The organism is Streptomyces sp. NBC_00457, from assembly GCF_036014015.1.
Lineage (GTDB): Bacteria > Actinomycetota > Actinomycetes > Streptomycetales > Streptomycetaceae > Streptomyces.
The window spans coordinates 611,468-625,272 of the sequence record NZ_CP107905.1; the positions used below are offsets into that span (position 1 = coordinate 611,468).

Genomic DNA, 13,805 nt, shown 5'->3' on the forward strand with positions numbered 1-13,805 from the left:
GGCGGGAAGCCTACCGGGCCCTGTCCGCACTGTGGGCGCACGCTTGACACCACATCTGGTTAACCGCTTAAGTTAACCGCATCACTGAAGCGCTTAACAGCCGTGCCGTAACCCCGCCCACCTGCGCTTCCCGAGGACTGCAGCGTGCTCATCGACGTCCACCAGCACATCTGGCCAGCCGCCTTCATCGAGGTGCTGCGCGCCCGCACCACGCCGCCGTGTCTGGACGGCTGGACCCTGCACCTCGCGGGCGAGCCGCCGTATGTGGTCGACCCCGCCGATCACGAGGTCACCGCCCGCGCCCGCCTCGCCGCCGCGGACGGGCTCGGCCTGGCCCTGGTCTCCCTCTCCAGCCCGCTCGGCATCGAGTACCTGCCGCCCGCCGAGGCCACCGAGCTGCTGACCGCGTTCCACGACGGCGCCCTCGCGCTCCCGGACCCGTTCGGCGTCTGGGCCTCGCCCTGTCTGTCCGAGCCGGACCCCGAGGCCGTCGAACACGAGCTGCGCCGGGGCTGCGTGGGCCTCCAACTCCCTGCCACAGCACTGCTCGACGCCGCGGGCTGGCAGGAGTGCGCCCCACTGCTGGACGTCCTCACCCGCCTCGGCAAGCCCCTGTTCATCCACCCCGGCGCCGCCCCCGCCACCCAGGACACGCCCCCTTGGTGGCCCGCGCTGGTCCCCTACCTGCACCAGATGCACGCGTCATGGTTCGCGTTCCGCGCCTTCGGCCGCGCCCGCCATCCACGCCTGCGGGTCTGCTTCGCCGCCCTCGCCGGCCTGGCCCCGCTGCACGGCGAGCGGCTGGCGGCCCGGGGCGGCGGACGCGGCGCGATCGACTTCGACGTCTTCTACGAGACGTCCTCCTACGGGACCCGCGCCGTGGACGCCCTCGTCCGGGCCGTCGGCATCGACGTGATCGTCAGCGGCAGCGACCGCCCGTACGCGTCCCCCGTCATCCCCGACATCGGCACGGACGCCGCGGTCCACGCCCTGCGTACCACCAACCCGGACCGCCTGCTGCGAGGCCGCACATGAGCCTCGCCGACGGAAAGACAGAAAGGAGCCACCCGTGACCTACGAGTCCCTCCCGGACCGCACGCTCGACAAGCACGAACTCCGGGCACTCGTCGACGAACTCTCCGCCCGCCCCGAGCTGTGGCGCGAGCAGATCGCCTTCTCGCACGAGCAGCGGCACTACGCCTCCCTGTACCGGGACGAGTACGTCGACGTATGGCTGCTGTGCTGGACCCGGCAGAATGACACCGGCTGGCACGACCACGACATCTCCTCGGGCGCGGTCCGTGTCGTCCAGGGCGCCCTCAACGAGTCCAACCCGCGCATCGGCGGCAGCCATCTGTCCAGCACGGTCGGTGCCGGCGGAGCGTTCTGCTTCGGGCCCGAGCACATCCACCGCCTCACCGGCGCCACCGACGACACGGTCTCGATCCACGCGTACTCGCCGCCGCTGTGGCGCCTCGGCCAGTACGACATCACCGCGGACGGTGTGATGCGCCGCATCTCCGTCTCCTACGCGGACGAACTGCGGCCGCTGGACAACCCGGCGGCCTGAGCGCGACGCGGGAAGTGCCGCCGTGTGCCGTCGGTTCGCTGCGGCGCCATCGTGGCTGGTCGCGCAGTTCCCCGCGCCCCTTTGGGGCGCTCTCAGCTGTTCTCTGTCCGTTCGAGGGCGTCGAGTTGACGCTGGACGCGTTCGGCGGGCTGGTGGCGGTGTTGGTCCCGGTACATCGCGGCTGCCTCCTGCCAGGTGATGCGGGCCAGTTCCGGGTTGCCGAGCGCGTGGTAGCTGTGGCCCAGGCGGTCGAGCGTGTCGGCGGCCCAGTAGTCTCCGCCGATGGCGCGGTACCGGGACACGGCGAGCCGGTAGTGGTCCACCGCTTCGTCGTGGTGGCCGGTGTGGTGGGCGATGTAGCCGAGGCTGTCGAGGATGTCGGCTTCCACGCCCTCGTGCCGGATGCGGCGGGCCAACGGCAGTGCTGCCGCACAGTGGACGCGCGCCTGGTCGTAGTCCCCGAGCCGGGCGCTGTACCAGCCCACCGAGTTGAGCGCGGCGGCCCTGACCGCCGGCAGGTCCGCTTCCCGCTCCAGCTGTACGGCGAGGGTGGCGTGGTCCAGCGCCGCCCGCAGGTGATCCTGGCGCCCGTGTCCCTGTGCCAGCGCGATGTGGATGCGGGCCTGGGTGCCGTGGTCGCCGGCCTGCTCGGCCAGGCTCAGCGCATGCTCCAGTTGCTTGGTGGACTCTTCGTGTGCTCCGGCATAAGCGGCGGCGTGCCCGAGCCGCCACCGGGCCCGCACCTTCACGGCGAGCGAGTCGTCCGGATCGAGCGCGGCCAGTGCCGCCTGCCACATCGCCACTCGGTCGTGAACATGGCCCAGCAGACTCTGGAAGTGGTCCAGGCTCCATGCGAGCTGCCACACGAGCCGGCGCCAGCCGCGGCCGGCCGCCAGTTCCTGCGCGGCGAGCAGATTGGGCAGTTCGTCGGCGAGCCACCGCACCGCCTCGGCCTGCGTGGTCAGCTGCTGCGGCCGGCAGCCGGGGCCGGGCGGGCCGAGCTGGGGAGGTGCGTCGTCCAGCTCCAGCACCATCAGACCGCGGGTCGCGCACGCGGTGTGCAGGTAGAACTCGACCAGTCGCCGCAGCGCCGCGTCCCGTTCGTCGGGCGCGAGGTCCTGCCGGCCCCGGTCGGCGGCGTAGAGACGCACCAGGTCATGCATGCGCCAGCGCCCGGGCTCGTGCTGCTCGACGAGGTGCAGGTCCTCCAGGGCACGCAACGCCGCGCGGGCCTCCGGCGTGGGCAGGTCGGCGAGGGAAACGAGGGCGGACAGCCCGATGTCGGGACCGGGAGCAAGGCCCAGCAGGGCCAACAGCCGTGCCTGTACGGCGGTCAGGGCGTCGTACGACCATGACAGCACCTTCGGCAGACTCGCCGCGGGCGTGTCGTCGTCGAGGGCGTCGAGCCTGGTCGTGGCCTCGCGGAGTTCGGCGGCGATCCGGGCCAGCGGCAGGCGTGGGGTGCAGCCGGCGCGGCCGGCGACGATGCCCAGCGCGAGGGGGTATCCGCCGCACCAGATGAGCAGTTCCTCGACGGCGTCCGGCTCGGCGGCGGCCCGTGCGGTGCCCAGGCGCACGTCCAGGACGCGGCGCGATTCCTCCGCGCTCAGCGGGTCGAGGACGACGGGACGGGCACCGTGACGGGTGACCAGTTCGGTCAGTCTGCGGCGGCTGGTGATCAGGACGACGCAGTCCGGGTTGCCCGGCAGCAGCGGGACGACCTGGTCCGGGCTGCCGGCGTTGTCCAGCATCACCAGCATCCGCTTGTCCGCCAGCAGGCTCCGGTACAGGCCGGCCTGGCCCTGCAGCGTGGACGGCACGGCATGCGGGGCCACGCCCAGCGTTTCCAGGAAGCCGCGCAGGGCCGTGGTCGGCTCCATGGGCGGCACGGACGGATTGAAGCCCAGCAGGTCGACGAAGAGCTGACCGTCCGGGAAGTGTTCGGTGTGGCCGTGTGCCCAGTGCAACGCCAGCCAGGTCTTGCCGATGCCGCCCGCACCCGCGATCGCCGAGATGACGACCGCGGCCGGGCGTTCCGCGGCTGCGGCCAGGATCCCGTCCAGCCGCGCCAGTTCCTGCTCCCGACCGGTGAACCCCCTTGCGACTAAAGGCAATTGCGCCGGGACCGCCCGGCGACCGGGCCCCGCCTCGGCCGACGGCAGGGCGTCATGGGCCGTCGGCGAGGCGAATTCGCCGCGCAGGATGGCCAAATGCGTCCGCTGTGCCCCGGCCCCCGGGTCCGTCCCCAGCTCCTCGGACAGTTGCTTCTGCAGGTCGGTGTAGCGGGCCAGGGCCTCCGGACCGCGTCCGGCGGCCTGCAGCGCCCGCATCAGCGCCACGGTGAGCGGCTCGACCAGGGGATGCTCGGCGACCAGAGCGGTCAGCGTGCCGATCACCCCGGCGTGCCGGCCCACCCGGAACTCAGCATCGGCCCAGGCCAGCACCGCCTCGATGCGCTGCTGCTGCCAGCTCTCCCGGGTGCGGTCCGCCCACGCACCGGCCAGCCCGGCCAGCGGCTCACCGCGCCACAACCCGACCGCCTCACGCAGCATCGCCACCCGCTCGGCATCGGTGCGACCAGCCTCCCGGGCCTGTTCGAGCAGACGCCGGAACCGGTGCACGTCGACCCGGTCGGGCGGTACGTCGAGCAGGTAGCCGCCGGGGCCGCGCCGCAGCTGTGGCCCGGCGCTGTCCTCGCCCGAGCCGGCGGGTGCGCCCGTGCTCGCCAGCATCCTTCGGATCCGGGCGATGTGCGCGTAGAGCGAGGGACGCACCTGGGACGGCGGGTCCTCTCCCCAGACCCGGTCGATCAGCGTGTCCGTAGCCACCCAGCGGCCCGTATCCACCAGCAGTGCCGCAAGTACCGTGCGCTGCTTGGCCGGACCGGCGTCCAGCACCGTGCCGTCCGCGCCTCGTAACTCCACCGTGCCCAACAGCAGAAAGTCCGTCATGCGCTCCCCCGAGGTCACTGTGCACGAGCCCCTCACCAGTGAAGCAAGGTTCTCGCAAGGTTCCCGTCCATATTCACGCCACACCATGGGGACAGCGGTCGGTGACCACGCGGGGAGTCACCGACCCGCTCGACCTCGTCGGGCCGGGTCGAGCGGGTCGGTCGTGCCGCGATGTTCGTGCCGGGGCGATCAGGAGAAGTGACGGATGAAGACGTCCGACGTGCCGTTGGTGTCGCCGGGCACGCTGTCGTCGGCCGTGGACTGGAAGACGGTGTCGGCCGATCCGCGTGTTTCTCATCCACAGGATTGAATAGGCGACGTATTCCCCGTCACGGCTGATCACTGGGGGCTGGATCGGGGACAGTTGTCGTCGGCCTGGGTGCCGTCGGTCGCGACACTGATCCTCTCGGCACCTGAGGGCTCTGCCGAGGCAGCTGCGGGCGGCACCCCGGTGACCGCGCAGACCACGACCGCCGCGGTCAGGGCAGTGATCAGCGGCGCCGCAGTGACGGGTCGAGCAGCGCCGGCGGGGTGTCGTGCTTCTCGTGCGGGGCTAGGTCGGTGCCGGGGGCGACGACGGCATCGATCGCGTCGAGCACATCGGCGGAGAGCACGGTGTCCGCGGCGGCGAGTTGCGCGTGCAGGTGGTCCGGTGTGCGGGGGCCGATGAGGGCGCTCGTCACGCCGGGATGCGCGGTCACGAATCCGAGCGCGAGCTGGATCATGGTCAGCCCGGCCTCGTCGGCGACCTTGGCCAGCTGCTCGACGGCGTCCAACCTGGCCCGGTTGACGGGGAGGGAGAGGTCGAAGCGGTCGGGCATGAACGTGGAGCGGCTGGTGGTGACCTCCCGGCCCTCGCGGACCGCGCCCGACAGCCAGCCCGAGGCCAGCGGGCTCCACACCAGCACCCCGAGCCCGTACTGCTCGGTCACGGGCAGCACATGGGTCTCGATGCCGCGCTGGAGGATCGAGTAGCTTGGCTGTTCGGTGACGTAGCGGCTCAAGTGATGCTCGCGGGCGGCCCATTGGGCCTGCACGATGCGGTAGGCAGGGAACGTCGAGGAGCCGAAGTAGCGGATCTTTCCCGCGCGTTGCAGGTCGGTCAGCGCCGACAGCGTCTCCTCGTCGCTGGTGTTCGGGTCCCACCGGTGGATCTGGTAGAGGTCGACGTGGTCCACGCCGAGGCGGCGCAGGCTGTCGTCCAGGGCGGTGACCAGCCAACGGCGCGAGCTGCCCTGGTGGTTGGGTTCGTCGCTCATCGGCATGGTCGCCTTCGTGGCCAGCACGATGTCGTCGCGGCGGCCGGCGATGGCTTTGCCGACCAGCTCCTCCGACTCGCCGGCGCTGTACATGTCCGCGGTGTCGATGACGTTGATCCCGCCCTCGAGTGCGGCATCGACGAGGGCGGTGGCCTCGTCCTGGGTGGTACGTCCGATCCTGCCGAAGTTCATCGCGCCGAGCGCGAGGGAGCTGACCTGCACACCGGTGCGGCCCAAGGTGCGGTACTGCATGACCGTATGCCTCCATGGCGGATATCATGAATAAGCGGAACGTTGCTCCGCTAACGATACGGAGCGATGTTCCGCTTAGCAAGCGCGGCCGGCGAATCAGTGGAGGAAATGGCGTGGGGAACAACAGCGAGGAGGGCGTGGCACGCCCGGCCCGGCCCAAGCGGGCGGACGCCCGGCGCAACAAGGAGACCCTGCTCGACGCGGCCGCAGCGGTCTTCGTCACCGCGGGCGTGGACGCGCCGGTACGCGATATCGCGGCCCGGGCCGGCGTCGGGATGGGCACGATCTACCGCCACTTCCCCACCCGAGCGGATCTCATCATCGCCGTCTACCGGCACCAGGTCGACGCCTGCGCCGAGGCGGGGCCGGCCCTTCTCTCGGCCGCCCCGACCCCGCATGCCGCACTGGGACAGTGGATCGACCTCTTCGTCGACTTCCTGGTCACCAAGCACGGACTCGCCGCCGTGCTGCAGTCCGACAACTCCGGCTTCGACACGCTGCACGCCTACTTCCTCGACCGCCTGGTGCCCGTCTGCGCCCAGCTGCTCGAAGCCGCGGCCGTCGCCGGGGAGATCCGCGCCGACGTGGACGCCTACGCGCTCATGCGCGGCGTCGGCAACCTCTGCATCGGCGCGGACAGCGATCCCCGCTACGACGCCCGCCAACTGGTCGCACTCCTCATCGCGGGCCTGCGCCGACCGCAGTGAAGACGTCGACGGCCGCCCGGCGGGAAGCCGGGCGGCCGTCGACGTGTCTCGTTTCGCGGGTGGGCGGTGCACCTATTCCTGTGCGTGCCGAATGGCGTCCAGCACGATGTGCGCCACATGGTCGTCGGTCAGGCTGTACTGGGTCTCGCGGGCGTGACGCCGGGCCGTGACTATGCGCGAGGTGCGCAGCACCCGCAGATGCTGGGAGACCAGCGGCTGGCTCACGCCCAGTGCGGCGACGAGTTCATGGACGTACTTTCCGCCCCCGGCCAGTTCGCGCACGATGCCGACGCGCACGGGTGAGGCCAGCGCGCGCAGCAGGTCGCTGGCCGCCTGGAGAGTCTCCAGCGGCTCACGGGCAGGGGAAGGGGAAGTCATCGCCACATGCACAAATTAGCATATGACAATGATTCCCAGCGCCGCGGATTCTCAGTGGTCGTCCCAGTGCCCGTCGTGAACGGCGTGACGGTGACCGTCGTGCACGTAGTCGGTGTGGTCCTCGTGCGGGACGGCGACATGTCCGCACCCCTCACCGTGCTGATGGTCGTGGCCTTCGTGGGCGGCGTGACCGCCGGCGGCGCACTCGTCGACGTGGTCGCCGTGGACGCGGTGAATGTGGCCGTCGTGGGCGTAGTCGGTGTGGTCGCCGTGCGGGATGGCCACGTGTCCGCAGCCATCGCCGTGGGTGTGTACGTGGTCCTGGTGCGTGCGGTGGTCGGTGGCGGTACTCATGGGGGCTCCTTGCGCATTCCTCTGACCGGCCGCGGACTCATGCCGGCTGATCCATTGCGACATTAACATATAGCAATTCCTGCATGCATCCAGCCCGGCAGGTGCGCTCTTCGGGCAGCCGGTGAAGGTCGGTCAGGCGGACTCGGGAACGGTTTCCCGCGCTCCCCACTGCCGGGTCCGGTACGTGCCCACCAGTCGGCAGACCAGGTAGATCGCGAACGAGATGGTGGTCACGTAGGGGCTGATGGGAATGCTGCTGCCCAGGGCCAGCAGGATCCCGCCCTCGATGGAGGCCACCGCGAAGAGCACGCTCAGCACGGGCAGCAGCACGGGAGACGCGGTGATCCGGGCGGCGGCGGCCGCGGGGGTGACGACGAGGGTGAGGACCAGCAGCGCGCCGACGATCTGCACGGACAGCGCGACCGCGAGCCCCAGCACGAGCATGAAGGCGAACGACAGGGCCCGAACCGGCACCCCCCGGGCCCCGGCCACCTCCGGGTCGGCGCTGGCGAAGGCGAGCGGGCGCCACATGATCATCAGCGCTACGAGCACCACGGCCGACGTGCCGAGCAGCCAGGACATCTGCGGGGTGTCGACGGCGACGATCTGCCCGGTGAGGATGCCGAACTTGTTCGCCGCCCGGCCCTTGTACAGGGCGAGGAAGAGCACGCCGAGGCCGAGGCCGAACGGCATGAGAGTCCCGATCACCGAGTTGCGGTCCCGCGCGCGCGAACCGAGCAGCCCGATGGCTCCCGCGGCGATGAGCGAGCCGACGATCGAGCCGCCCACGATGTTCACACCCAGCAGCAGCGCGGCCGAGGCCCCGGCGAACGACAGCTCGCTGATCCCGTGCACGGCGAACGGCAGGTCCCGCATGATGACGAAGACCCCGACCAGGCCACCGACCAGGCCGAGTGCGACGCCGGCGATGAGGGAGTTGCGGACCAGGGCGAGCAGTTCGCCGTAGTTGTCGAAGTTGAAGATCTGCTGCCAGATCCCCTCGGCGATCGTCATGGCCGTACTCCGTGGGGCAGTTCGGAGTGGTGCGGTGGCTGGGCCACCTCGTCGGGCACGCCGACGACCGTGATCCGGTCCCGGACCCGGATGACGTCGACCTGTGTGCCGTACAGCTGCGACAGCGCCTGAGAGGTCAGCACCTCGTCGGGGGTGCCGACCCGGAAGCCCCCGCGGGCGAGGTACAGCACGCGGTCCACCAGTCCCAGCACGGGGTTGATCTCGTGGGTCACGAACACCACCGCCGTGCCGTGCGAGCGGCGCCGGGAGTCCACCAGTTCCGTCACCGCTCGCTGATGGTGCAGGTCGAGGGAGAGCAGCGGCTCGTCGCACAGCAGGATGCGCGGGTCGGTCGCCAGCGCCTGCCCGATGCGGACGCGCTGGCGTTCGCCGCCCGAGAGCAGGGCGACGGGGACATCCGCGTACGCGGCGGCCCCGACCGAGGCGAGGACCTCGTCCACGCGGCGGCGTACGGCGCCCGAGCGCAGCCGCGGCCCGAAGCCGTGCCCGTCGATGCCGAAGCGGACCAGGTCCCGGGCGCGCAACATCGCCTGCTCGGACAGTGTGGCCTGCTGCGGGACGTAGCCGATGTGCCTGCTGCCCTTGTGCGGCGGGCGGCCAAGAACCGTCAACTTCCCTGCGGACAGCTGCCGTTGGCCCAGCAGGGCGCGTACGAAGCTGGTCTTCCCGGATCCGTTGGGCCCGAGCACGGCCAGGAACTCCCCTGTCCGTACGTCGAGATCGAGGTCCTGCCACAGCACCCGCGCACCGTAGGACAGGGCCGCACCGCGCAGGCTGATCACCGCGGCGTCCGTGCCGCGGTCCTCGATCCTGCCCTCACGGGCACGGGGCAAGGAGGTCACCGTGGGCCGCCTCACTTGCCCAGCGCGCTCGCGAGCGCGTCGACGTTGCCGGTCATCCAGCCGATGTAGTCCTGGCCCTCGGGCAGGGTCTCGGTGACGGGGACGACGGGAATCCCGGCGGTCCTGGCCGCCCGCTCGACCTTCTCGGTCTGCGGTCCGGAGGTCTGCTCGTTGTAGACCAGCGCCTCGACCTTCTTGTCGGTGAACAGCGCCAGCGTCTCCTCCAGGGTCCTCGGGGAGACGTCGTCGCCTTCCTCGATGGCTTCGCTGAACTCCTCGGGCGTCTTGTTCACCAAGCCGCTCGCCTCGGTCAGGTACAGCGGCACCGGCTCGGTGATGGCGATCGGCTCGCCGCCGTGGCCGGCCTTGATCCGCGCTTCCTTCGCCTCCAGCGGTTTCAGTTTCGCCTTGAAGGCGCCCGCGTTCTTGGTGAAGGTGGCGGCGTCGTCCGGGTCGGCCTTGGTCAGGGCTGCCGCGATGCGGTCGGCGAGTTCGGCGGTCGTGGGGAAGTCGTACCAGACGTGCTCGTTGAGTTCCCCGCCCGCCGGGGCGGTCTTCCCGGAGACCTTGACGGCGTTGATCACTTCGGCGGACGAGTTGTCGCTGCTCTTCAGCATGCGGTCGATGAAGTCGTCGTAACCGCCGCCGTTCTCGACGACGACCTTCGCCTTGGACAGCGCCAACTGGTTCTGCGTATTGGCCTCGTAGGAGTGCGGGTCCTGGTCGGGATCACTGATGATCGAAGTGATGTCGACCTTCCCGCCGCCTATCTGCTTGACGATGTCGCCGTAGACGTTCGTCGAGGTCACCACGGCGACGGCGGACGCGGAAACGGGACTCTGGCCTGCGGCGGTGCCGCTGCCGGAGTCGGACGAACTGCCGCAACCGGCCAGCAGGACCAGGGAAGCACCGGTGATGAGCGGCGCCAGGCGCCGAGGTGAGGACGCAGGCATGAATGATTCCTCCGCAACCAGGGGGACGTCCACCGGGCTCGATCTGTCCCGGTGTCAGCGCCACGCTAGATGGAAACGGATGTCAAGAACGCCTTCCAGTCATTCCATATGACAATCATTACCGGGAAATGACTCTCTGTCGCCTTGGGCCGGCGCGGTACGGCTGATGCGTGACAGTCGCTGCGGGACGAGAATGGACATACCGCGCCGAAGAAGGATGAATCCCCTTCGCGGGCTCCGCGGAAGGAGGCCATGATGCATCCCGCCGCTTTCGCGGGTGTGGTCGTGGGCCGCATCACGCACTACGCCCTGTCCGGAACCGCCGGCGTACTGGTTCTGCGGGGAGCCGCCAAGGCCGCCCCCAAAGCGAAACCCGTGGCCCGCCGGCTGCTGGTCAGCGGCATCGCGGGAGGCATCACGACGGGGCGCCGGCTCGGGGAGGCCGCCGAGGAGGCTCGCCTGAAGGCGGGAGACCTGCTGGCGGAGGCCAGGGAGCAGTTGGGTGAGGAGGCGCCGCCGCCCTCGGCGGTCGGTGTCGAGGGGCACGCCCACGATCACGAGCACTGAGCGCTCCGCTGGGACGAGGGAAATCTGCGGGCCGGTGGGGGCTGGTCGCGCAGTTCCCCGCGCCCCTGAGAGGCCTGCGGCCTCCTTGGGGCGGCGCAAAGGCGCTGAGAGGGGCATCTGAGAGGTGGTTGCCATGTCCGGCGCAAGCCCGCGATCCGGTTCCGGGGTGGTGGTGCGGTCCGCTGCCGCGGGCCGCGTACGGCTGGTGGTTCCCTGGCTGCGTGCGCGGCCGGGCTGTGCCGGGATCGTCGATGAGCGGTTCACGGATCTGCCGGGTTTCCGGGCGTTGCGGATCTTCCCGCGGACCGGCGCTGTGATCGTCTGGGTGCAGCCCGACCTGGTCGACGTGGACCGGCTCGTCGCAGCGCTCGCCGAGGCGCCGCCACCGGGAGTGCCGGCCAGGGACAGCCGTTCCGTGGCCGACTCCTCCACGGGAGAGGTCGCGCGGCTGGTCGTCGGCGGTGCGGTGCTCGCTGTGGTGGCCCTGCGGCGACTGCTCGGCCGGCCCCCGTGGACCCCGGCGGGCTCGGCCGGCCTGCTCGGCGCGGTCACCGTCTTCACCGGGCTGCCGTTCTTCCGCGGCGCCGCACGCAGCCTCGGCGGCAGACGCCACGCGGGCACCGATCTGCTGGTGACGACCGCGACCGTGATCTCGCTGGTCCTGCGCGAGAACGTGGTCGCGCTCATGGTGCTGTGGCTGCTCAACATCGGTGAGTTCCTGCAGGCCATCACCCTGCGGCGGACCCGTCGCGCCATCGAGGAACTGCTCTCCATCGGCGAGGAGCGGGTCTGGCTGGTCCGCGACGGCGTGGAGGTGGAGGCCGACCTCACGGAGGTCAGGACCGGCGACGTCGTAGCGGTCTACGAGCACCACCGCATCCCCGTCGACGGCACCGCCGAGTCCGGCGAGGCGCTGGTGGACCAGGCGGCGATCACCGGCGAGGCGCTTCCGGTGTACGTCCAGCCCGGCACCGAGGTGTACGCGGGCACCCTCGTCTCCACCGGTTCGATCACCGTCCGGGCCACCTCGGTCGGACAGGACACCGTCGTCGGGCGCATCATCAGTAGGGTCGAGGAGGCGCAGGCCGACCGGGCCCCGATCCAGACCGTCGCCGCCGCCTTCACGCGCCGCTTCGTTCCCGTCTCCTTCGCCCTCGCCGGGATCACGTACGTGCTCACCCGGGACGCCCGGCGCGCGATGACGATGCTGCTGATCGCCTGTCCGTGTGCCGCGGGCCTGGCCACCCCTACCGCGATCAGCGCGGCGATCGGCAACGGGGCCCGCAGAGGCACCCTCATCAAGGGCGGCACCCACCTGGAAGGGATCGGCCGCGTCACCGCCGTGGTCTTCGACAAGACCGGCACCCTCACCCTCGGCCGCCCCCTGGTCACCAGCGTGGTCACGCTCGACGAAGCGGTCACCGCCGACGAGGTGCTGAGCCTGGCGGCCTCCGGCGAACTGCACGCCCGGCACCCGCTCGCCGAGGCCATCGTCCGGCGCACCGAGGAACAGCACCTGCACATCCCGATCCACCAAGCCTGCGAGGTCGTGCTCGGGATGGGCGTACGCGCCGAACTCGACGGCACCCGCCTGCTTGTGGGCAGCCCCGCCCTGCTGCGCCGCCACGGCCTGGAACTCTCCGACGTCGCCCAGGACTGGACGAGCCGACTGCGCACCGCCGGCGAGACCGTCATCTGCCTCGCCCACGACGACAGGCTGATCGGCATGCTCGGCCTGTCCGACGCCGTACGCGGCGGAGCCGACACCGTCGTCCGCCAGCTGACCGACCTCGGGGTCACCCGCATCGCGCTGCTGACCGGCGACGCGCCCGAGACCGCCCAGGCCGTGGCCGACGCCCTCGGCATCACCGAGGTGCACGCTCACGCGCTGCCCGAGGCCAAACTCCAGCTGATCCGCGACCTCCAGGCCGAGGGCCACAGCGTCGCGATGGTCGGCGACGGCACCAACGACGCCCCCGCACTGGCGCTCGCCGACGTCGGCATCGTCATGGGCGCGCACTCCTCCCACGTCGCCCTCGAGACCGCCGACATCGCCCTGGCCGGAAACGACCTGCGCAATGTCGCCGCCGTCGTGGAACTCAGCCGGCACACCCTGCGCGTCGTACGGCAGAACTACACCCTGTCCATCGGCGTGAACCTCGTCGGCCTCATCGCGGGCGCCGGCGGCTCCATCAACCCCGTGCTGGCCGCCCTGCTCCACAACACCAGCAGCATCGCCGTCGTCGCCAACTCCGCCCGGCTGGTGGGCCACACCCCCCACCTGCCGAGCGACGCCACAGCACGCCTGCGCGCCGCGCCGTTGGAGGAGCGGCGCGTGCGCTGACGTCACACACGCGGCCCACCTCTCAGCTCTCGCGAGCTGCCGCGACTTCGTCTCCGCACAGGACCTGCACGCTCGTATGACCGAGGACGGCGCACGGATCGGACTGACCACCGTGTACCGGGCCCTGCGCGACCTGGAGGCCGCGGACGCGGTCGATGTCGTGCAGGCCGGCGCCGGTGAACGGCTCTACCGATGGCGGCCCACCGGCAGACACCGCCACCATCTGATCTGCCGCGCCTACGGCAGCAGTCGGCCGGTGGACTCGCGGACGAAGGGGAACTGCCGTCAGGCCTCTGGGATTCCGGCGTGTGATTGGGTGGCCCGGACACGCCGACCGACGCGCAGGAGAGCCCGTAGCCATGAGCAGCCCTCAGACGTACGAGTACAAGGTCGTCACCTTCCGGGAGTCGCTGATCGGCGACGCACTGGACGGGGACAAGCTGGAGAAGGTCCTCAACAAGCACGCCGAGGACGGTTGGGCGCTCAAAGCCATCACGTCCGCCGGCGTCAAGGGCCGCGTAGGACCCGGCGCGGTGGAGGGGCTGCTGCTGACGCTGGAGCGGCCGCGCGGCTGACGTAGCTGCGGCTGCGAC

The 13,805-nt window shown here is 70.9% G+C and carries 13 protein-coding genes and 1 pseudogene; 7 read left to right on the forward strand and 7 right to left on the reverse strand.

Going from position 1 to position 13,805, the window contains the following annotated elements:
- Window positions 1-144: 144 nt before the first annotated feature.
- On the forward strand, window positions 145-1,035 hold the full coding sequence (locus tag OG828_RS02900) for an amidohydrolase family protein (protein ID WP_328500000.1): 891 nt from the start codon (window positions 145-147) through the stop codon (window positions 1,033-1,035).
- A 34-nt stretch (window positions 1,036-1,069) separates the two neighbouring features.
- Entirely contained in the window at window positions 1,070-1,570 is a 501-nt protein-coding gene (locus OG828_RS02905) for a cysteine dioxygenase (RefSeq protein WP_328436465.1), read from the forward strand.
- 92 nt (window positions 1,571-1,662) lie between these two features.
- Here OG828_RS02905 and OG828_RS02910 read toward each other — a convergent pair whose 3' ends face one another.
- Entirely contained in the window at window positions 1,663-4,521 is a 2,859-nt protein-coding gene (locus OG828_RS02910) for an AfsR/SARP family transcriptional regulator (RefSeq protein ID WP_328500001.1), read from the reverse strand.
- A 491-nt stretch (window positions 4,522-5,012) separates the two neighbouring features.
- Window positions 5,013-6,032 (reverse strand): aldo/keto reductase, encoded by a 1,020-nt coding sequence (locus OG828_RS02915; RefSeq protein ID WP_328349843.1) that lies wholly within the window; start codon window positions 6,030-6,032, stop codon window positions 5,013-5,015.
- A gap of 113 nt (window positions 6,033-6,145) precedes the next feature.
- On the opposite strand from OG828_RS02915, the gene OG828_RS02920 reads away from it, so the two are divergent.
- Window positions 6,146-6,739, forward strand: coding sequence for a TetR/AcrR family transcriptional regulator (locus OG828_RS02920; protein WP_328436467.1), 594 nt, complete (start codon window positions 6,146-6,148; stop codon window positions 6,737-6,739).
- A gap of 72 nt (window positions 6,740-6,811) precedes the next feature.
- Here the strand turns inward: OG828_RS02920 and OG828_RS02925 are convergent, their stop codons facing one another.
- The 5 genes from OG828_RS02925 to OG828_RS02945 all read right to left on the reverse strand — a co-directional run bounded on the left by OG828_RS02925 (window position 6,812) and on the right by OG828_RS02945 (window position 10,301).
- Window positions 6,812-7,117 (reverse strand): ArsR/SmtB family transcription factor, encoded by a 306-nt coding sequence (locus tag OG828_RS02925; protein ID WP_328436468.1) that lies wholly within the window; start codon window positions 7,115-7,117, stop codon window positions 6,812-6,814.
- Window positions 7,118-7,168: 51 nt separating this feature from the next.
- Window positions 7,169-7,471 carry a hypothetical protein gene (locus tag OG828_RS02930; protein WP_328500002.1) on the reverse strand — a complete coding sequence of 101 codons (303 nt, stop codon included), beginning with the start codon at window positions 7,469-7,471 and terminating at the stop codon, window positions 7,169-7,171.
- A 132-nt stretch (window positions 7,472-7,603) separates the two neighbouring features.
- The gene (locus OG828_RS02935) at window positions 7,604-8,485 is read right to left on the reverse strand and encodes a metal ABC transporter permease (RefSeq protein WP_328349851.1); all 882 of its coding nucleotides are present in this window, start codon (window positions 8,483-8,485) and stop codon (window positions 7,604-7,606) included.
- Window positions 8,482-9,348, reverse strand: coding sequence for a metal ABC transporter ATP-binding protein (locus OG828_RS02940; RefSeq protein ID WP_443062367.1), 867 nt, complete (start codon window positions 9,346-9,348; stop codon window positions 8,482-8,484). The genes OG828_RS02935 and OG828_RS02940 overlap by 4 nt, the downstream gene beginning before the upstream one ends.
- An 11-nt stretch (window positions 9,349-9,359) precedes the next feature.
- A complete protein-coding gene (locus OG828_RS02945) occupies window positions 9,360-10,301 on the reverse strand; it encodes a metal ABC transporter solute-binding protein, Zn/Mn family (RefSeq protein WP_328500003.1) in 942 nt (313 codons plus the stop codon).
- 252 nt (window positions 10,302-10,553) lie between these two features.
- Here OG828_RS02945 and OG828_RS02950 point away from each other — a divergent pair, with 252 nt between their 5' ends.
- From OG828_RS02950 to OG828_RS02965, 4 genes and pseudogenes are all read left to right on the forward strand, one after another.
- A complete protein-coding gene (locus OG828_RS02950; protein WP_328349855.1) occupies window positions 10,554-10,868 on the forward strand; it encodes a DUF1490 family protein in 315 nt (104 codons plus the stop codon).
- Window positions 10,869-11,001: 133 nt separating this feature from the next.
- Window positions 11,002-13,212 carry a heavy metal translocating P-type ATPase gene (locus tag OG828_RS02955; protein WP_328500004.1) on the forward strand — a complete coding sequence of 737 codons (2,211 nt, stop codon included), beginning with the start codon at window positions 11,002-11,004 and terminating at the stop codon, window positions 13,210-13,212.
- 34 nt (window positions 13,213-13,246) lie between these two features.
- A pseudogene (locus tag OG828_RS02960) lies at window positions 13,247-13,462 on the forward strand (transcriptional repressor); the annotation flags it as partial.
- A 109-nt stretch (window positions 13,463-13,571) separates the two neighbouring features.
- A complete protein-coding gene (locus OG828_RS02965; RefSeq protein WP_328349859.1) occupies window positions 13,572-13,787 on the forward strand; it encodes a DUF4177 domain-containing protein in 216 nt (71 codons plus the stop codon).
- Window positions 13,788-13,805: the final 18 nt, after the last annotated feature.